The organism is Amycolatopsis sp. 2-15, from assembly GCF_030285625.1.
GTDB classification, from domain to species: Bacteria; Actinomycetota; Actinomycetes; order Mycobacteriales; family Pseudonocardiaceae; genus Amycolatopsis; species Amycolatopsis carbonis.
The window spans coordinates 5,321,675-5,340,876 of record NZ_CP127294.1 but is presented as its reverse complement, the minus strand read 5'-3'; the positions used below and the strand labels follow the sequence as shown (position 1 = coordinate 5,340,876).

Sequence of the window (19,202 nt, the reverse complement as noted above, 5' to 3'; positions counted from 1 at the left end):
ACCGGCTGATCGGCATGAACGGGACCAGCTGCCCACGGCCATCGGAGGCGAGGGCCTGGAGCGTCGCGCGGGCGACCAGCTCCGGGAGCGGCAGGGCAAGAAATCTCTTGCGACGACCGGGTTCAGATTCTCCCCACGGCGTCCCGATTGGACACGACCCCGGCCGGGTAGCCACCCCTGCAACGCCGCATTGCGGGGAAGAAGGACCCGATGGAACCCGAGCTGCCCTTGGCCGACGAGCTCGCCGCCGTGTTCGCCCGGCTGTCCGGCCTGCTGCTCACCACCGAAACGGTGCAGTCGCTGCTGAAGCTGATCACCGCGACCGCGCGGGAGGTGTTCCCCTCGGCGCTCGGGTCGGCGGTGACGGCGGTCGGCGACCAGGGCGCGCCGGTGACCTGGGCGGCCACCGGCGAAGAGGTCGAACGGGCGGACCGGCTGCAGTACGAGCTGGGGGCCGGGCCGTGTCTGACGGCGTGGCAGGAGAGTTCGGTGATCGACGTCGGCGACCTGCACGACGACGACCGCTGGCCGGAGTGGGCGGCGTCGGCCGCGCGACTCGGCCTGCGATCCGTGTTGAGCGCTCCGATGGTCACGGGCTGCCGCAGCCTCGGCGCCGTGAAGGTGTACGCCGGCCGGCCGCACGCGTTCGACGAGCGGGACCGGACGCTACTCACGATGTTCGCGTCGCAAGCCGCGGTGTTGGTGGCGAACGTGAGGTCGGCCGATGCCGCGGTAAGACTCAGCACCGAGCTGCGGTCGGCGCTGCGTGCCCGGGACATCGTCAGCATGGCCAAGGGAGTCGTGATGGGCCGCGACCACGTCTCTGAGGAGATGGCGTTCCTGGTGCTGGCGGACGAGGCCTCGCGAGTCGGCAAACCTTTGCGGGACAACGCCGAGGCAATGCTGCGCGCGGCCATCCGGTCACGCCGGTGAACGGGGCCGACGGCGTGCAGCGTCGCGAGATCGTCCTCGCCCGCCGGCACGCCGACCTGACGCCGGAACAGCTCTGGACGCGTTACTTCACTCTCGGCGGCAGCCACGACCTGGTGGAGGTCGAGGCGTACCTCCACGGTGCCGCCGGACTACCTCGGCACCAATGTGACCTGCTGGCCCACGCGGTCAACGAGTGCCTCGACGAGATCACCTGGACCCGCCGCGCCCCGTACAGCAGCGCACTCCGCCCCCGCAGCCCGCACGACGACTCGCTGGCCGCCCTCGTGCACCTGCTCGAAGGCGCGGAGCTGGCGCCGCCCGAACGGCTCCCCCGCCTCGTCGAAGCCGCGGGCAGGCTGATCGGGATCGGGTTCAGCGCCTACCTCGTCGACTACGCCCAGCAGTTCCTGCACCCGGTGTCCGCCGCCGCGGATCCCGGGCCACCGTTGCCGATCGACAGCACACTGGCCGGCCGCGCATTCCGCAGCCTCGAGATGCTGCCCGCGGATTCGGCCGGCCGGCCGTGTTTGTGGGTGCCGCTCGTCGACGGCGCCGAGCGGATCGGCGTCCTGCGAGCCACCGTGGCCGACGAGGCCACGCTCGAGGACCCCGGGCTGCGTGCGCAGTGCCGGTGGGTGGCCCTGCTCGTCGGGCACCTCGTCGTGCTGATGACGCAGTACGGCGACGGCCTCGATGCGCTGCGCCACCGCAGGGATCGAACGATCCCCGGCGAACTGATCTGGTCCCTGCTGCCTCCACTGACCGCAGGTGTCGACGGTTTCGTCGTCACCGGCGTGCTCGAGCCGCGGCACGCCGTCGCCGGGGACGCCTTCGACTACTCGCTCTCGGACACCACCGCCGTGCTGTTCATCGTCGACGCCGTCGGACACGACCTGCGCAGCGGCCACATCGCCGCGACCGCACTGGCCACCCACCGCAGCGCCCGCCGCGCCGGCTACGGGCTCTTCGAACAGGCCCGGCAGATCGACGAGACGATCGGCGCGGCGTTCGGCAACGTTTCCTTCGCCACGGCCGTGCTGGCCGAGATCGACCTCACGACCGGACGGATGCGATACATCAACGCCGGCCACCCGGAGCCGCTGCTGATGCGTGGCGGCAAAGTCGTGAAGCAGCTGACCGGCGGGAGGCGGGCCGCGCTGGGGCTGGGCTCCGGCGAGCTGGTGGTCGGCGAGGAACGGCTGCAGCCCGACGACTGGCTGGTCCTCTACACCGACGGCATCACCGAGGCCCGCGACAGCGAAGGCGAGTTCTTCGGAGAGGCACGGCTGGCCGACTTCCTACGCCGCGAGGCGTCGACCGGGTACCCACCGCCGGAGACCGTGCGGCGGCTGATCCAGGCCGTGCTCGCCCACCACGACGGCGCTTTGCAGGACGACGCCACCGTCCTGCTCGCGCGGTGGACCGACGCTCGCGACATCGATCCGGGAAAGTGACGCTCTTTTCGGATGAAGGGCGGCTCGGCTGGGCGCACTCAACGGGACGCCTGGCGCCGGGGAAGGCGGCATTGCGCGCCGCCTCCCCCGAAACGGTGGACTACGAGGTCAGCAACCGCACGGTGAGCGGGCGGGCAGCCGGCTGCGCCGGCGTCCGGACGGTCACGGTTTTCGTCGCCGGGTCCCAGGTCCACGTCTTCTCGGCGCTGCGGTGCCCGTCGACGAACACCGCCGACGGCGCCTTCGCGTCGGTGAACCGGACGGTCCAGGTGCGCTGCGCCGGCCTGCCCGGGTACGACCCGTGCGGGGCGATCGCGAGCGTCGCCGAGTGGGCGTCCTCGGTGTAGGTCATGCCGGTGGTGGCGCCCTTCGCCGAAGGCGACTGCCCGTCGTCCTCGTAGAGGGTGAACGCGCCCTGGTGGCCGCCGGCCACGGTGACCGTCGGGGCGGTCAGCGGCTGGCCCTCGTCGCCGGTGACGTCGCCGCTGCGGGTGACCATGATGCCGCCTGAGCGCAGGAACACCGGCATCGTGTCCCAGCCCGTCGTGATCTGCGCGGTGGTCCCGCCGTGGTAGGTCTTGCCCGTGAAGTAGTCCGTCCAGTCGCTGCCGGGCGGGAACCACACGCTCGTGGTGGCGGTGGTGCCCGGGCTCGTCACGGGAGCCACCAGCACGTCCGGCCCGTACAGGTACTCCCCGCCCGCCTGGGCGTAGGCCTCCTGCTGCCCGGGGTACTGCAGGTACAGCGGCCGCACGATCGGCAGCCCCGTGGCGGTGGCCTGCTGCGCGAGCGTGTAGGTGTACGGCACGAGGTCCTCGCGCAGGTTCAGGAACTTCGTCGCCGACGCGTCCGCGGCGGCCCCGTACTGCCACGGCAACCGGTCGCTGTGGTTGGAGTGCAGCCGGTCGATCGGCTGGAACGTGCCGAACTGCACCCAGCGCGCGTACAGGTCGTCCGGCAGCTTCGTGCTGCCCGGCTCGCTCCCTGGTTCCTGCAGGCCCCCGGTGTGGCCGCCGATGTCGTGGCTCACCGAAGCCAGCCCCGTCGCCGCGGATTCGCCGGGCGTGTAGCCGACCTCGAATCCCAGCGTGGCCCAGTCGGAAGTGGTGTCACCGGTGAAGTGCAGGGTGGTGCGCTTGTCGGCCCAGGGCCCCGTGGGCACCGCGGTGGGCGAGCTGTAGCCACCGGCCTGCAGCGAACCGTACGCGCGGGAGAACGCGAATCCGCGGCCGACGGTCTTCGCCGCGTCGTCGGCGTACTGCTGGTTGATCCACGAGTCCGGGGTGACGCCGGCGAGGCCGGAGTTCGACCCGTCGCAGCACCAGTCGAGCCACCAGAGGTCGTTGCCCTGCTGTTCCATCGGCCGGTGCAGGTCGAAGTAGGCCCGCAGCTGGTCCGGGTCGCCGAAGTCGAACACGTAGCAGTCGGTGCCGCCACCGCCGCAACTGCCGGGCTTCAGCTTGCCCTTCGCGGTCGCCTGCGCCGCGGCGAACTGCGGATCGGAGGCGAGGATGCTCGGGTGGACGTTCAGCCCGGTGTGCAGGCCCTGATCGTGCGCCCACTGGAAGAACGCCGCCGGGTCGGGGAAACGGGCCGGGTCGATCTCCCAGCCGTTCCACTTGTTCGGCGTCTTGAAGTCGGTGTCGACCACGAGCATGTCCAGCGGCACGTTCTCCGACCGGAACTTCGGCAGGATGGTCTGCTCGAAGTCCCCGGCCGTGCGGTCGTAGTACTCGGAGTACCAGACCCCGTACGACCAGCGCGGCAGCAGCAGCGACGGCCCGGTCAGCTGGGCCAGCTCACGCAGCGCGCGGGCGTAGTCCTGGCCGTAGGCGAACACGTACCCGTCCTGGTAGGCCTTGCCGCCGTGCGCGGGGCGCTGGGTGACGACCTTGGTACGCGGGTCGTACAGCGCCGAGGCGGTGTCGTCGAGCAGCGACCAGCCGTCCTGGTAAAGGATTCCCGGGGCGGTGACCGCGGTGCCGTCCACTCCGTCGAGCCCGCGCCGGTAGCCACCGAGCGCCGCGTGTGGGGCGAGCAGCGCCGAGTGCGGCCTGGTGATCGCGACGGTGTCGACGTTGAGGTGGCAATTCGTCGAGTCGGGGCAGCCGAGCCTCACGGTGTTGGTGCCGGCCGCGAGCTTGACCGGGACGGCCGTGGTCCGCCACGAGTTCCAGCTGCTCGTCGCCGGCAGCGTGAGGCTGGTCGGTGCGGCACCGTCCACCTGGAGGGACAGGGTGGTGGGCTGGGTCTGGCCGGAGACGGCGGTCGCGTCGGCGTAGCGCAGTTGCAGGTCGTACGAGCCGTTCGCGGGAACGCCGGTCACTGTGAACGCGCCGGACGCGTCCACGCGCTCCATGCCCGCGAGGAAGCCCTTGCCGGAGTAGCCGTCGTGGTCGCTCGCCGAGCGCGCACCGCCGGCCAGGGCGCCCTGCTCGGCTTCGCAGAGGGCACCGAAGGCACAGGGTGCGGGTGCGGGTGGGACGGGCTGCGGGTACGAGGCGCCCGTCGTGACCACGGCGAGACTGTCGACGTTGACGTTGCCCGAGTCGGTGGCGGCGCGCGCGACGCTCACCTGGTGCTCCCCCGCGGACAGCGTCACCGGCACGGTGGCGAGCGCCCAGGTGTCCCAATCGGCGGTGGGCGGCAACGACACCGTGTGCGGATCACCGCCGTCCACGAGGACCGTGAGCGTGCGTGTGGTGTGCTGCCCGTCGCCGCCGGATCCGTTGGCGTACCGCAGATCCAGCTGGTAGTCGCCGGCCGCCGCGGCGGTCGTGCGGAACGCCAGGTCGTCGCCGGCATTGGCGAAGCCCGCGGCGAAGCCGGCGCCGGTGTAGCCGCGGTGGTCGTTCGCCGCACCCGGCCCGGAAAGCTGCAGATCCTCGGCCTCGCACAGGGTGCCGAACGCGCAGACGGGGGTCAGTTTGCCCGCCCAGGGACGGGCCGTGACCTCCTGGCCGCCCGCGCGCAGCTCCACAGTGAGGTTGCCGTCGGAGAACGCCCCTGAGCCGAGCTTGTACCGCACCTGGACGGCGCTGGTCCGGATGGTCAGCCAGCCGTCGCGCTTCGTTGCGGTGTAGGGGGTCCTGGCAAAACTGCCGCGGCCGACCGCGTTGAAGGTACCGGCGTCGACGAACGCGGAGTCGCCCGCGTACTCCGTCCGGATGAGCGTCGGCGACAGGACTTCGAACCGCGCCTGCCCGGCAGTCACGGTTTGCGCGGCCAGAGCGGAGTCCGATGCCGCACCGGCGGAAACTCCGGTGGACACCAGCGTGCCCGCCAGGCACGCCACGGCCAAGAGCCGCACCAGAAGTCGTCGTCGGACCGACGTCGCCCGTCTCGCCACCATTGCCTCCTCGACAGATCCTCGGCGAGGGTACTTCGGGAACGATCAAGGATGAAGACGCGCGCTGCAGTCTGTCCGATGGTCTGTCCTGTCGGCTCACCGCAAAGCGGGGAGTAGGCCGGGCGGCTCCGGGGGGATCATCCGTGTGAAGAAGGTCGTTCTGGTTCACCCGTGCGGAAGGGAACCCAGTCGGCGCTCGTCTCCTCGCGGAAAGCGGCCACGGCAGCGCCGATGGTGGGGTAGAAGTGAGCCGGGTCGAGGGTGCGGGTGAGCTCGTAGCGGTCGATCTTGCGCCGCACCGGGTCCTTCAGCTCGGCAAGCACCAGGTGGGTGTCGCGCGCGTTGAGCTCATCGTCGAGATCACGCAGCATGTCGGCGGCGGTGGTGTCCACATCGGTCACCGGCTCGGCGGCCACGACGATCCACCGGGGAGCGGGGCCGGCCGCCACCAGCCGGCGGACCTCGTTGCGGAAGGTTTTGGCATTGGCGAACATCAGTGGCGCGTCGAACCGGAAGATCACCAGTCCCGGCAGGCGCAGCGCCCGCGGATAGGACCGGACATCGTGGAAGCCCGGCAGGTCCGGGACTTTCCCGAGCATCGTGTGGTAGGGCAGCCACGAGCGCCGGAACACGTTCAGGATCGACAGGACCACCGCGATCGCGATCCCGGGCAGCACACCGAGCAGCGCGACTCCGGCCAGCGCGGCGATCGACAGCAGGAACTCGGTCTTGCGCTGGCGCCACAGCCGCACCGTCCCGGGCACGGAGGCCAACGACACCGCGGCGGTGATCACGATCGCCGCCAGCACGGGCTGCGGCAAGTTCCGGAACAGGCCGGGCACCACCACGATCATCACCGTGATCAGCACGGCGCCCACGACCCCGGCCAGCTGGGTCCGGGCCCCCGCCTGCTGGGCCACCGCGGTCCGCGAGCCACTGGTGCTGACGGGAAAACCCTGGAACAGCCCCGCCGCCAGGTTCGCCACCCCGATCCCGGCCATCTCCCGGTTGCCCTGGACCTCTTGCCCGGTGCGGGCGGCGAAGGCCGAGGCCGTGGAGATCGTGTCCGCCAGCGACACCACCGCGATGCCCACCGCTCCGGCGAGCAATGGTGCGAGATCGGCGAGCCCTACGTGCGGGATCGTCAGCGGGGGAAGCCGGCGGGCAGGACGCCGACCAGCTGCACGCCGCGGGCGCCCAGGTCGAACAGCGGTACCGCGGCGATCGCGAGCACGACGACGACCAGAACCGCCGGCACCTTGCGCACCCAGCGTTGCAGCACGAGGATCGCCGCGACACCGCAGACCCCGACCGCAGCGGCCGCGCCGACCACCTCGCCGCCGGCGATGCCCCGCACCACGGCGCCGATCTCGGCGATGAGCCCTTCCGCGTCGACGCTGAACCCGCACAGTTTGGGCAGCTGACTCACCACGATGGTCAAGGCCAGCCCGTTGAGATACCCGATCATCGTGGGCTTCGAGATGAGGTCGGCGATGAAACCGAGCTTCGCGACGGCGGCGACGATCGTGATCACCGCGACCATGATCGCCAGCATCGACGCGAGCGCGACGGCTCGCGCCGGGTCCCCGTCCGCCGCGACGAGGGGCAGGACGGTCGCGGCGATCATCGGCCCCAGCGAGGAATCCGGCCCCAGCACGAGGATCCGCGAGGGCCCGAAGAGCGCGTATCCCAGCAGGCACAGGATGGACGTGTACAGCCCGGTGATCGCCGGCAGCCCGGCGAGTTCCGCGTAGGCCATGCCCTGCGGGACCAGCAGCGTCGTGAGAACTACACCCGCCACGAGGTCCTTGACCAGCCAACGGCGCTGGTAGGTTCGCACTTGGTGTAGGCCGGGGATCCACTGGGCCATGGCGCCGATCCCTTCTTCCAGCGGGCAGTGCTTGCGACGCTAACCAGGCTGGGGCCGCCGGCCCTCGCCTCAGAAGGACGAGCCGTCCACCCGCGCAGGCCGGCGCCGAGCCCGGTAAACGCGGCGATGACCTGTCGACGCTGAAAAGCCTCCCCTCGGTCAGCTCAACCCGGCGAGGGGCGTGCGGGGCCGACGAAGCTTCCCGCCACCGCGTCGCCGCCCTCCCGCGTTCGACGCCCGCACCACAAAGGAGTCCACGGCGACGAGAAGATCCCGCTCACCGATGGGCAAGAGCGGAGGACCGATCCGGGCGGTCGCTCGCACGTGCCTCCAGCCCTGCGGCAGCGCACGAGCCGAGTAGCGGCCGGAGAGTTCGCGTGCGGCTGCGGCGTTCACCAGGACACGGTGACCGCCGCGGACGAACTCGCCCCCACCCGAGCTGGGTGAATTCTTGGCCCCTCGCCACCAACGGATCGCGCCCGAGCGGTCGGAAACACGACGGCACCACCGACACCCTGCGGCCGGCCGGAAAGGCCCGTGCAGCTCACTCGGCACCATCCGACAGGCCAAGCAGCGAACAGTCAACCAGCGGGGACGACGGTGAGAGCGTCAACATCCTCCGGGTGTATTCGTGGAGTGGGTCGTAGTTGTGGGTTCCCGCGACCCGGTCCAGCTCGGCGCCCGAAGGCTCACGACCGCGGTCGGCCTGCTCCACGTAGTACTGCCACGTCCACTGCTCCGCGGTCAGGGCGTCACGCGTTGCGGTGACTCCGAAGAAGCTCAATGACAGCGCCTAGCCCACGTTCGCGCACAACGACAGCGTCGCGATGGCGGTCGCTTCGACCGCCGGGGTCGCCGCGCTGGCTCCTGCCGCGGCGGACGCCGCGACTTCATGCTCCAGCGTCACCACGCCGACCCTGCTCCGGGGCTGTTCGCTGTACGACAACCAATTCATCCTTTCCGCGCCCGAGGAGAACTACAACCTGTTGATGCGGCCTGACGGGAACCTCGTCGAGTACAGGGCCCGCGCCTGCTGGTCGTCGCGGACGTCAGGGGCGGGGAACTACGCGACCTACACCCAGCTCGGCAGCCTCGTCGTCTACAACAATCGCGGCGTGCCGCTGTGGTCGAGCAACACCAACGGCGGCGGCACGACGGTGAGCATCAACGACCTCGGCGGAGCTCTCTACGTCGGCACCACGAAGATCTTCGGCGGATCCTGTGCCCCGGGGAATCCCGTGTAATGGCCGGGTAGTGGCCGCCCGGGGCCGCTGGGGGTGGTCCGCGGCTTCCGGCCTCCGAACAGCACACGACGTAGCCGCCGTCCCGCGTCACGACCGGGGCGGCGGCTACGTCGCGTGCCGGGATGGTCGTCTCGCAGGCCGAACGCCCGGCCGTGCCGGCAAGAGGCGCAAACTGCCCCGCCGTCCGCTACGACAGGGCCATACCCGGCACGCGGGCGCGGATGGCGTCGAGCTCGGCCTCGTCGGAGATGCCCTGCCAGTCGTGGCGCGGGGTGTACGGGGTGATGAGCGCGCGGACCTCGTCGTCGGTGAGGGTGACGTCCAGGGAGGCCACGGCGTCGTCGATCTGCTGTACCGAGCCGGCGCCGACGAGCGGGGCGGTCACCACCGGCTGGCGGTGCAGCCAGGCCAGGGCGATCTGCGCGCGGCTCACGCCGTGGGCGGCGGCGACCTGGCCGACGGCGTCCACGATCGCGCGGTTCGACGCCTCTTCCGCGGGCGAGTAGAGCAGGTCGGCGAAGTCGCCGTCGGTCGCGGACCGGGCGGTCGTCTTCGCGTCGTCCCAGGCGCGGGCAAGACGGCCGCGCGCGAGCGGGCTCCAGATGATCGTGCCGACGCCCTCGTCCAGGCACAGCGGGATCATCTCGCGCTCCTCTTCGCGCTGCAGCAGGTTGTAGTGGTCCTGCATGGACACGAACCGCGCCCACCCGTGCTCGCGCTGCAGGTGCAGGGCCTTCGCGAATTCCCAGGCGCGCATGGAGGACGCGCCGAGGTAGCGCACCTTGCCCATCTTCACGAGGTCGCCGAGGGCCTCGAGGGTCTCCTCCAGCGGCGTCGCGTGGTCGTTGCGGTGCACCTGGTACAGGTCGATGTAGTCGGTGCCCAGCCGTCGCAGCGAGTGGTCCACTTCGGACATGATCGCCTTGCGCGAGAGCCCCCGGCCGTTCGGACCGGGCCGCATCGGGTGGCGCAGCTTGGTGGCGATCACGACGTCGTCGCGATCCGCGAAGTCCCTGAGCGCGCGGCCGAGGATCTCTTCGCTGGACCCGTTCGAGTACATGTTGGCGGTGTCGAAGAAGTTGATGCCGGCCTCGAGCGCGTGCTTGATCAGCGGGCGGGCGTCCTCTTCGCCCAGCGACCAGACGGGGTGGCCGCGATCCGGCTCGCCGTAGGTCATCGCGCCGATCGCGATGGGCGAGACGTCGAGGCCGGTGGTACCGAGCTTCACATAACGCATGAGCGGGGGGTCTCCTGTCGAGGCAAACTTGCGGAGAATCCTCCGCAAGTAACTCCAAACTAGCGGAGGATTCTCCGCGAGTCAACCGTGAGGCATGATCGGAGGTATGACCGACGGGACGCCGAGCACCTACGGCACACAGCGCAAAGCGGCCGCGCGCAACCGGGTCGCGATCATCGAAGCCGCGCACGAGCTGTTCGCGCAGAACCCCCTCGTGCCGCTGAGCGAGGTCGCCAAGCGCGCCGGCGTCGGCGCCGGGACGCTCTACCGGCACTTCCCCACCCGCGAGGACCTGATCCTGGCGGCCTACCAGCACGACATCGAGCGCCTCACCACCACGGCCGACGAGGTGCTGGCCCGCCAGCCGTCCGCGAAGGCCGCCTTCATCGAGTGGTTCGAGACGCTCGCCGCGTACATCCGCATCAAGCACGGCCTCGGCGACGCGCTGCACAGCGCCGCGGCCCAGGACGTGATCACCGCCTCCTGGGCCCCCGCGACCGCGGCGGTGGCGAAGCTCGTCGACGCCTGCGTCGCGGAGGGCACCATCGCGCCCGGCCACGACCCGGCGGACATCATCCTGCTGATGAGCTTCCTCTGGCGAGTCGCGAACGACGACGCCGGTGCCGCACAGGGGCGGCGTCTTGTCGCTGCGGTTTTCTCGGGATTGCAGGCGCCGCCGCAGTCGGTCTGACGCGGCGCGAGCCTGGCGGCCACCGGAAAGGCGCCCGCCGGCTCCCGGCCAGGTGGCGGCGTCGAAGAGCGATTTGCCGAGGTATCGGCCACCGGACCGGTCGGTGCCAGGAAGTCCGCGGCAGGAGTAGCCGCGGCGGAGGATTCGGTTCGATTCCGTGCCGGGGATCCGTGGGTTGGCACGGCCGATGTGGGCGTCGAGGGTGCATTCCGTAGATCTCCCAGGCCGCTTCGGGAGCCAACTGGGCCATTCGCTCATCTGGGACATCAGGCACGATGTACCTGCTCCAAGCAGCGTGCCAGACGAACTCCGGGTCGAGTTCCACCCTCGCGTAGCTTGTCGGCAGCGTACGCCAGAGCCTCAGGCCGGCTGCCTCACGAGTACACGCCAGGACCGAGATTTTCACGATTCGGAGCCGTGGGCCACGGCTCCCCTCCAGCGGTGAGGCTCGCCGCGTCCTCAGAGCCCACGGCGGTGGCCCGAACGAAGGTCAGCCGACCGGTGAGAACACCAGGCTGCCGTTGTGCCCGCCGAAGCCGAAGCTGTTGGACAGCACCGGGCCCGGCGTCCAGGGGGTGGGTGAGCGGGCCACGTCGATGTCGAAGTCCGGGTCCTGGGTGGACAGTCCGAGGGTCGGGGGCACGGTCGCGTGGGCGATGGTGAGCGCCACGGCGACGGCTTCCAGGGCGCCGGCCGCGCCGAAGGAGTGGCCGGTGGCGCCCTTGATGCTGGTCACCAGTGGCCGGGAGGCGCCGAAGACGCGGCGGATGGCGAGGGCCTCGGCGTCGTCGTTGAGGGGGGTCGAGGTGCCGTGGGCGTTGATGTGGGTGATGTCCCCCGGCGTATAGCCCGCGTCTTCGATCGCGAGGCGCATGCAGCGCTCGGCGCCGGAGCCGGTCGGGATGGGTGCGGTCGTGTGGTGGGCGTCGGCGGTGGCGGCGGTGCCGTCGACGGTCAGGTAGACGTGGGCATCGCGAGCAAGCGCTTTCTCCAAGGGCTCGAGCACGAGCACGCCGCTCGCCTCGGAGGCAGCCGTTCCGTCTCGGTCCACATCGAACGGACGGGAGATCCCCGTGGGGGTCAGCGCGCGCATGTTGGTGAACCCGGCGGTCAAGGTCGGCGTGAGGCTGGAATCGCTGCCGCCGGCGAGGACGACGTCGGCGGCACCGGAGGCGACGAGCTTGGCTCCGGCGGCGATGGCGTCGGTGGCGTCGGTGCCGGCCGCGCAGGCGGTGGTGATGGTGCTCGCGCTGCCGCGCAGCCCGTACCGGATGCTCAACGCCGCCGCGGCCGCGTTGGGGATCGCCATCGGGACGAGGTGCGGGGAAACCTTGCGGTCACCCAGCCGGGCCAGGACCTCGGCCTGCGCCTCCAGCGTCGTCAGGCCGCCGGTGGCCGTGCCGAGTACGACGGCCGCGCGGTCGGGATCGACGTCGGCCAGGTCCGGCCCGGAATCCGCGAGCAACCCCGCGTCGGCCAAGGCCTCGTCGGCGGCGGCGATGGCCATCTGCGTCGTGATGTCGGTCGTGCGCGCCAGTTTGTGGGAAAGCCGCAACCGCGGGTCGAAATCGGTCAGCCGCCGGATGGCCTGCGCGGCGGCGGGGCGCGAAAGCCCGTCCCAGAATTCCTTCACGCCGATGCCCACGGGTGAGATGACCCCGATTCCGGTCACCGCCACCCGTCCGTTGAGGGCTGGCTTCATCGTTCACTCCTTCGAGCACCCAGTGATGATCACGCTAGGCGCCGAGAGAGCGTTTCCCATGTGGGGCCACCACAGTGATGACAGCCGGGCGCTCCGGATGCCCTTCACGCCACCTTCCCACGGGGCGACCAGAGGTGATCGCCGAAACCGCCGAAGTCGTTTCGGGTCAAGGGTGTGACGGTCACCTCTAGGACAGCGCGGGGATGATCTCCTTCGCGATCACGTCCGCGTGCCGGGCCTGATCGTACAGCGGGGTGAACAGGACGAGCTCGGCGCCGGCGTCGATCACCTCGCGCACGGCGCGGACGCAGTCGTCCGGAGTGCCGGCGATCGCGGCCGCTTCGATGGCGGGCGGAAGGCCGCCGTAGAGGCCGGTGAGCTCGGCGTTGACGCGTTCCCGGGCCCGGGCGGCGTCGGCTTCGATCGCGATGTAGACGCGTTTGGCGATCTCGAAGTCCGGACGATCACCTTGCGCACGCACGAACCGCACCTGCTCGGCGAAGTCGGCCGTCGGGGCCGAGCCCGCGCCGAAGAACCCGGTGCCCAGGTCGAGGGCGCGCCTCAGCGCCTTCGGCCCGCTGCAGCCGAACCACAGCGGCGGGTGCGGCTTCTGGAACGGGCGGGGCGTTATCGTCGCGCCGGACAGCTGCCAGAACTCCCCGTCGTGGTCGACGCTGTCCTGCGTCCACAGCTGTTTGAGCAGCTCGACGCCTTCGGTGAACCGGGCCAGGTAGCGCTCGGACCGCATGCCGAACGCCGGGAACGGCCGGTTCTTGCCGCCGGAGCCGACGCCGACCTCGAGGCGCCCCCGCGACAGCTGGTCGAGGCTGCTGGTGCTCTTCGCCAGCTGCGCGGGGATGTGCAGCGTGGACACGAACACCGTGCAGCCCAGCCGCAGGGTGTCGGTGCACGCGGCGGCGAACGTCATGGCCTCCAGCGGGCTCAGCTGCGGGCGCTTGCCGAACACGGCCTCCTGCGTCCACGCGCTGTGGAAGCCGGCCGCTTCCGCGCGCTGCAGGTAGTCGCGGAACGCACCCGGATCGAACGAGCCGTCGGCGTAGTACTGCGGAATCGCGATCGCGTACCTCATGATGACCGATCCTACGGCCGGCGCGCCTCAGGTGCCCGAACGCAGCGCCTCCACCGGTTCCATGCGCGCGGCCCGCACCGCCGGGTACAGACCGGCGAGCAACCCGACCAGCGCGCCCGTCACTGGCGCGCCGGCGGCGAGGGACAGGTCCAGCACGGGGGTCCAGCCGTTCGCCGCCGACACGATCACCACGGCGATGATCCCCGCGCTGCTGCCAAGCAGGCCGCCGAAGAGGCCCACGGTCACCGATTCCACGAGGAACTGCGCCGCGATGTGCCGGCGGCGCGCGCCGAGCGAGCGGCGGAGGCCGATCTCGCCCACACGTTCCATCACGGTCACCAGGGTGACGTTCGCGATGCCGATGGCCCCGACCACCAGCGACACCAGCCCGAGCACCACGAACAGCCCGTTGATGTCGTGCTCGACGCCGCCGCGCAGGCTCGCCGGGTCCGGTGGCGCCAGGACCTGCAGCGAGTCGTGACCGTTGGGGCTCAAGGCGATCGGGGCCTGGCGCGCGATCAAGCTCGCCGCGCCGAGGTCCGTGCGGATGAGGACCTTCGTCGGCGCGCCGGCGCCCAGCCGGTCGGCCGCCGTCGTGTACGGGAGCACGACGGAGGTGTCCAGCGCGCGGTCCAGGTCCAGTCCCCCATCGCCGAGGATGCCGATCACGGTGAACGCGCGGTCGTCGACGAACACCGCGGGCTGGTCGTCCACCCGCGTGATGCCCAGCAGTTTCGCCGCGCCGGCACCGAGAACGGCGACGCGGTCGCGGCGGCTGACGTGGCCGTTGTCGAAGAAGCGGCCCTGGGCGATCGTCGCGTTCACCACGGCCGGCAGTCCGGCCGTGGCCGCGACCACCGGCAACGCCCGGTCGGCGACGGTGGTCGGGTCGTCGAGTTCGTTGGCGCGCACGGACAACGCGCCGGTCCCGCCGGTGTCCAGCTCGGCGATCGACGCCGCGGCGTGCACCCCGTTGAGCCGCTGCAGGTCGGCCAGGCCCGCCCAGTCGACCAGCGGCGGGCTCGACGGGGCGGGAGGCGGCGGCACGGTCACGGTCACCCCGGTCGCGGTCACGGCGTCGAACCGGCCTGCGATCTGGTTGCCCGCCGTCGCCGCGACGCCGAGCGTGACCACCAGCGTGGTGATGCCGATGAAGGTGCCCAGCACGGTCAACGCCGTGCGCACCGGCCGGGCCGCGATCCCGGCGAGTGCCTCGTCCAGCAGGTCGCTCAGGCGCACACCTGCTCCTCGGCGACCCGGCCGTCCTCGATGCGCACCCGCCGCCGGGCGCGGCCGCTGACCTGCTCGTCGTGCGTGATGACGACCAGCGTCACGCCCTGCGCCGACAGCTCGTCGAACAGATCGAGCACGCTTTCGGTGTTCGCCCGGTCGAGGTTGCCGGTCGGCTCGTCGCACAGCAGCAGCGCCGGGCGGCCCAGCAGGGCGCGGGCGATCGCCACGCGCTGCCGCTCGCCGCCGGAGAGCCGGTCGGGCCGGAACCCCACTCGGTGGGCGAGCCCGACCCGGGCCAGCGCTTCCCGCGCGCGCTCCGGCCGGTGCTTGCGGTCGGTGTGCCGGTACAGCTCGGCCATCGCCACGTTGTCCGCGGCGCTGCGGTGCGGCAGCAGGTGGAACGCCTGGAACACGAACCCGATGCGGCTGCCGCGCAGCTCGGCGCGGGCGCCGTCGGCCAGACCGGTGGTCTCGACACCGTCCAGCCGGTAGCTGCCCGACGTCGGCCGGTCCAGCAGGCCCAGGGTGTTGAGCAGGGTCGACTTGCCCGAGCCCGACGCGCCCACGATCGACACGTAGTCGCCCGTCTCGACGCTCAGGTGGACGTCGGCGAGCGCGTGGACCGGCGGGTCGGCGGGGAACACCCGGCCGAGACCGTCTAGCCGGATGACCGGGTCGCTCACTTCGTGCCCGCCGCCACCCGGTCACCGGCCGCGAGCCCGCCGCCGGAGGCGGTGACCTCCACCAGCCCGTCGGCGGTCAGCCCCGTGCGCACCGGAACGTCTTCGACCGCGCCGCCGGCGCGCTGCACCTGGACGCGGGTCGCGCCGTCGGCGCTCGTCGCGACGGCGGCCACCGGGACGACCAGCACGTCACCCGAGGTCGCACCCACCTCGATGTCGATCCGCACCGCTTGCCCGGCGTACGCGGCCAGCGTCTTCGGGTCCGCCGCGGCGAAGCGGACCGGCACGGAGTCGGCCGCGGCCGGCTGCTGCCCGGCGCCACCGGTCTGACCTGTGCCGTTCGCCTGGTCCCCTGAGCCGTCGGTGTCGCCGGCGTTCCCGCTCGCCGGTTCGTCGGCCGGTGGCGGCGCCGCGTCCGGCCCGATGGCGTCCACCTTCGCGGACGTTGTGGTGCCGTCGGGCAGCGACAGCTTCGCCGTCATGCCGGCCCGCACGAACTGCGCGTCCGCCGTCGGCAGGGTGCCCCGCAGGTCCACTTTGCTCGACGTCGCGGTGCCGATCCGGCCGGTCGCCTGCGCGCCCGCGCGGGTGATCACCGAATCGAGGCGCACCGGCAGCTCGGGCAGGAACAGGATCTCCCCGGACGGGATCGTCACCTTCGGCGGCGTGTCCGTGGTGGTCTGCGGTTCGTAGCCGGCGCGCTCGTACCAGCGCTGCACCTGGATCTGGGTCGCGGCGTCGAACTTCCCGCCGCGCGGGTGCCCGAACCCCAGTGCGGTCAACGCGGCCTGCAGCTGCTTCACGTCATCACCGGTCATCCCGTCGGCCAGCGTGCGGTACATCGGCACCGCGCCGGGCAGGAGGAACACGGGGCGCCCGCTGACCTCCAGCAGCCGGGCGCCCGAGCCCACGGTCGCGCCCGCCTCCGGTGCCTTGGTCACCAGCTGGGTCGCCGGTGTCGCCGCGTCGCCGGCCGGGGCGCCGACCGAACCGGTCAGCGTGAGCGGGGTCGCGCCGGTGTAGGCGACGGTGCCCTGGGCGGTCACGGTGCTGGTGAGCTTCTGCTTGCGCACCGCGACCGTGATGAGCGACGCGGGCGGTGGCTGGTGCGCCGCCGCGGCGTCGGCGGGCGAGGTGATCCGCGAGCCGACGACCCAGCCGACCGCGCCCGCCGCCAGCGCCACGCCCATCAGCACGAGGACGACGCGCCGGGGGTTGGTGACCACGTCAGCCGACTCCCGCCTGCAGCAGCGCCTGGACGAACGGCTTCGCGACGGCTTCGTAGGCCTTGCCGCACTCCAGGTCGTCCAGCGAGGTCTTGATCTCCTTGCTCAGGCCCTGCTGCTTCGAGGCGGCGGGGTTCGAGTCGTACTCCTGCTGCGCGGCCTGGCTGAGGGTGTGCTCGACGACGCCGGGTTTGGTGCTCGGCACCGCGTAGCCCTTGCGACGCAGGCAGCTGCCGTAGTCCTGGGCGGCGGCCAGCACCCGGGAGTCGGTCTCGAACCTTTGCGAAGCTTCGCGCGCGGCGGCCTGCTGGCCGGCGTCGGACTTGCTTTCGCCGCCGGTGTTGCCCATCTGCCGGTTGACCTCGGCGATGCACCCGCCCTGGGGCTTCTTGGCGTCCGCGTAGCTCAGCTCCCGGGGCGCGCCGTAGGCGGTGTCGTAGGCCGTCTGCTGGGCCGCGGGCAGCGCCGCGCGGATCGCGTTGTTGGGATTCGGCGGGTTCACCGGGACGGCGACGGCCGGGTCGTTCGGGAAGACGTCCTTGGCGTACCCCGTGCCGTAGCCGTACTTCTGGCGGTAGGCCTTGAGCGCCTCGTACGACGTCAGCGCCGGGTCGATGCCCGCGATGTTGCTCTTCGAGACCGCGTACCGCATCGGGTGGGGCACGTACTTGAACCCGGCCCGCTTCATGCAGTCGGCCATCAGGTTCTCGGACTTGACGGAGTCCGCCTCGGCTTTGCCTTCCGGCGTGCTCGTGTCCGGGGCTGTCCCGCCGGTGGCGGCCTCGGTGCTGCTCGCCGCGGAGGAGGCGGCGGCGGGCGCGGGCGCGTTGTCGGTGCTCCCGCCGCAGCCGGCCAGCACCGCGGTGCCTGCGGCCAGCGCGAACAGCAGCGCCGTCTTGGTGATCTTCGTGCTCATACCGGGACAGACGAGTGACGACCGGAAAAAGTTGATCCGATCGAGCGCGGCCTGGTTGCGACGGCTATCCGCCCTTCGATCATCCGTGCCACCGGCGAGCCACACTGGGTGGGCGCCTACTCCGGGCGTCGCCGGAAACCTCACACACCCCAGGTGATCACGATGCACGAAGTGACCGAGCTCCTCCGCGAGTACGACCGTGCCCGCGCCTACACCGACCTGCTGTGGAAAGACCTCAGCGCCGACGAGGTGACGTGGCGCCCGCACGAGAACTCCAGCGCCATCGGCTGGCACCTCGGCCACCAGGCGCACGTCGCCCACTTCATGGTCCGCAACCTCACCGCCGCCGAGCCGAGCCCCGACCCCGAGCTCGACGGGCTGATGGACTCGGCCCGGCCCGAACAGTTCCGCGGCGCGCTGCCGACGGTGGAGCGGCTCACCACGTTCCGGGAGACCGTCGCGGCTCGCGTCCACGCTCGGCTCGACGCCATCGCCGGCGGCCGCGTGAGCTCGCCCGACCAGCTCACCGTCGTGTGCCGGCACCTGCTGATCGCGCTGATCAACCACGAGTACCAGCACGACCAGTGGATCGGCGAGGTCCGCTCCGAGAACCTCGGGCACGCCCTGCCGCCGGACCCCGACACCGACCAGGTGAACCGCCTCGACGGTTACCTCGTCCTCACCTCCCTGATGTGACCCTTGAACCCGACCGGAACACCCGAGACGAACGGAATCCACACCCACCATGACTGAGAAGGTCTGGTTCATTACCGGCACGTCGCGCGGCTTCGGCCGCCAGTGGGCCGAAGCCGCGCTCGCCCGGGGTGACAAGGTCGCCGCCACCGCACGCGACACGGCGACCCTCGACGACCTGGCCGCGAAGTACGGCGAGCACGTGCTGCCGCTCGCCCTCGACGTCACCGACAAGTCCGCTGTGGACAGTGCCGTCGCCCGCGCGCACGACCGCTTCGGCCGGCTCGACGTGGTCGTCAACAACGCCGGCTACGGGCTCTTCGGCGCCATCGAGGAGATCAGCGAAGAGCAGGCCCGCGCGCAGATCGAGACCAACCTGTTCGGCGCGCTGTGGGTCACCCAGGCCGCGGTCCCGATCCTGCGGGCCCAGGGCTCCGGCCACATCCTCCAGGTGTCCTCGATCGGCGGTGTGCTCGCGTTCCCCAACCTCGGGCTCTACCACGCGTCGAAGTGGGGGCTCGAAGGGTTCAGCACCTCCCTGGCCCAGGAGGTCGCACCGTTCGGCGTGCACGTGACGATCGTCGAGCCCACGGGCTACAGCACGGACTGGAGCGGCCGCTCCGCCGTGCACGCCGAACCGCTCGCCCAGTACGAACCCGCGCGCCAGGCCCGCGCCGCCCGCACCCGACCCGGCATGGTCGGCGACCCGACCGCCACGAGCGACGCCATCCTCACCCTCGTCGACGCCGCCGACCCGCCCCTGCGCCTGTTCCTGGGCCGCGACCAGATCCCGCGCGTTGAACAGGAGTACTCGGCGCGGCTGCGGACCTGGCGCGACTGGGACGAAGTGGCTGCGCAGGCCCACGGCACGCAGGACTGAG

The 19,202-nt window shown here is 71.4% G+C and carries 16 protein-coding genes and 1 pseudogene; 6 read left to right on the top strand and 11 right to left on the bottom strand.

Annotated features, from left to right (window positions below; all coding sequences use genetic code 11):
• The first annotated feature begins 210 nt into the window (after positions 1 to 210).
• Together QRX50_RS26545 and QRX50_RS26540 are read left to right on the top strand one after the other, a co-directional pair.
• Complete coding sequence (locus tag QRX50_RS26545) at positions 211 to 933, top strand: GAF and ANTAR domain-containing protein (protein WP_285965885.1); 723 nt, start codon at positions 211 to 213, stop codon at positions 931 to 933.
• Positions 930 to 2,387: a PP2C family protein-serine/threonine phosphatase gene (locus QRX50_RS26540; RefSeq protein ID WP_285965884.1), complete on the top strand. Its 1,458-nt coding sequence runs from the start codon at positions 930 to 932 to the stop codon at positions 2,385 to 2,387. The genes QRX50_RS26545 and QRX50_RS26540 overlap by 4 nt, the downstream gene beginning before the upstream one ends.
• Positions 2,388 to 2,487: 100 nt before the next feature.
• Here the strand turns inward: QRX50_RS26540 and QRX50_RS26535 are convergent, their stop codons facing one another.
• The 4 genes and pseudogenes from QRX50_RS26535 to QRX50_RS26520 form a co-directional block, all read right to left on the bottom strand.
• The gene (locus tag QRX50_RS26535; protein ID WP_285965883.1) at positions 2,488 to 5,739 is read right to left on the bottom strand and encodes a TIM-barrel domain-containing protein; all 3,252 of its coding nucleotides are present in this window, start codon (positions 5,737 to 5,739) and stop codon (positions 2,488 to 2,490) included.
• A 134-nt stretch (positions 5,740 to 5,873) separates the two neighbouring features.
• Positions 5,874 to 6,230: an STAS domain-containing protein gene (locus QRX50_RS26530; protein ID WP_285974565.1), complete on the bottom strand. Its 357-nt coding sequence runs from the start codon at positions 6,228 to 6,230 to the stop codon at positions 5,874 to 5,876.
• A 270-nt stretch (positions 6,231 to 6,500) separates the two neighbouring features.
• Positions 6,501 to 7,495 (bottom strand): annotated as a pseudogene (locus tag QRX50_RS26525) (SulP family inorganic anion transporter); the annotation flags it as partial.
• Between the two features lie 655 nt (positions 7,496 to 8,150).
• Positions 8,151 to 8,390 carry a hypothetical protein gene (locus QRX50_RS26520; RefSeq protein WP_285965882.1) on the bottom strand — a complete coding sequence of 80 codons (240 nt, stop codon included), beginning with the start codon at positions 8,388 to 8,390 and terminating at the stop codon, positions 8,151 to 8,153.
• A 43-nt stretch (positions 8,391 to 8,433) separates the two neighbouring features.
• Between QRX50_RS26520 and QRX50_RS26515 the strand changes: the two genes are divergently transcribed.
• The gene (locus QRX50_RS26515) at positions 8,434 to 8,850 is read left to right on the top strand and encodes a hypothetical protein (RefSeq protein WP_285965881.1); all 417 of its coding nucleotides are present in this window, start codon (positions 8,434 to 8,436) and stop codon (positions 8,848 to 8,850) included.
• Between the two features lie 187 nt (positions 8,851 to 9,037).
• Here QRX50_RS26515 and QRX50_RS26510 read toward each other — a convergent pair whose 3' ends face one another.
• Positions 9,038 to 10,087: an aldo/keto reductase gene (locus QRX50_RS26510; protein ID WP_285965880.1), complete on the bottom strand. Its 1,050-nt coding sequence runs from the start codon at positions 10,085 to 10,087 to the stop codon at positions 9,038 to 9,040.
• 106 nt (positions 10,088 to 10,193) lie between these two features.
• On the opposite strand from QRX50_RS26510, the gene QRX50_RS26505 reads away from it, so the two are divergent.
• Entirely contained in the window at positions 10,194 to 10,778 is a 585-nt protein-coding gene (locus QRX50_RS26505; protein ID WP_285965879.1) for a TetR/AcrR family transcriptional regulator, read from the top strand.
• Positions 10,779 to 11,268: 490 nt separating this feature from the next.
• Here the strand turns inward: QRX50_RS26505 and QRX50_RS26500 are convergent, their stop codons facing one another.
• The 6 genes from QRX50_RS26500 to QRX50_RS26475 all read right to left on the bottom strand — a co-directional run bounded on the left by QRX50_RS26500 (position 11,269) and on the right by QRX50_RS26475 (position 17,628).
• The gene (locus QRX50_RS26500; RefSeq protein ID WP_285965878.1) at positions 11,269 to 12,480 is read right to left on the bottom strand and encodes a beta-ketoacyl-[acyl-carrier-protein] synthase family protein; all 1,212 of its coding nucleotides are present in this window, start codon (positions 12,478 to 12,480) and stop codon (positions 11,269 to 11,271) included.
• A gap of 187 nt (positions 12,481 to 12,667) precedes the next feature.
• A complete protein-coding gene (locus QRX50_RS26495) occupies positions 12,668 to 13,570 on the bottom strand; it encodes an LLM class flavin-dependent oxidoreductase (protein WP_285965877.1) in 903 nt (300 codons plus the stop codon).
• A gap of 27 nt (positions 13,571 to 13,597) precedes the next feature.
• Complete coding sequence (locus tag QRX50_RS26490; protein WP_285965876.1) at positions 13,598 to 14,809, bottom strand: ABC transporter permease; 1,212 nt, start codon at positions 14,807 to 14,809, stop codon at positions 13,598 to 13,600.
• On the bottom strand, positions 14,800 to 15,486 hold the full coding sequence (locus QRX50_RS26485) for an ABC transporter ATP-binding protein (protein ID WP_285965875.1): 687 nt from the start codon (positions 15,484 to 15,486) through the stop codon (positions 14,800 to 14,802). Before QRX50_RS26485 ends, QRX50_RS26490 begins: the two co-directional genes overlap by 10 nt.
• The gene (locus tag QRX50_RS26480) at positions 15,483 to 16,712 is read right to left on the bottom strand and encodes a hypothetical protein (protein WP_285965874.1); all 1,230 of its coding nucleotides are present in this window, start codon (positions 16,710 to 16,712) and stop codon (positions 15,483 to 15,485) included. Before QRX50_RS26480 ends, QRX50_RS26485 begins: the two co-directional genes overlap by 4 nt.
• A gap of 1 nt (position 16,713) precedes the next feature.
• Complete coding sequence (locus tag QRX50_RS26475; protein ID WP_285965873.1) at positions 16,714 to 17,628, bottom strand: hypothetical protein; 915 nt, start codon at positions 17,626 to 17,628, stop codon at positions 16,714 to 16,716.
• Positions 17,629 to 17,790: 162 nt separating this feature from the next.
• Between QRX50_RS26475 and QRX50_RS26470 the strand changes: the two genes are divergently transcribed.
• Positions 17,791 to 18,324, top strand: coding sequence for a DinB family protein (locus QRX50_RS26470; RefSeq protein WP_285965872.1), 534 nt, complete (start codon positions 17,791 to 17,793; stop codon positions 18,322 to 18,324).
• Positions 18,325 to 18,373: 49 nt separating this feature from the next.
• Positions 18,374 to 19,201 (top strand): SDR family oxidoreductase, encoded by an 828-nt coding sequence (locus tag QRX50_RS26465; protein WP_285965871.1) that lies wholly within the window; start codon positions 18,374 to 18,376, stop codon positions 19,199 to 19,201.
• Position 19,202: the final 1 nt, after the last annotated feature.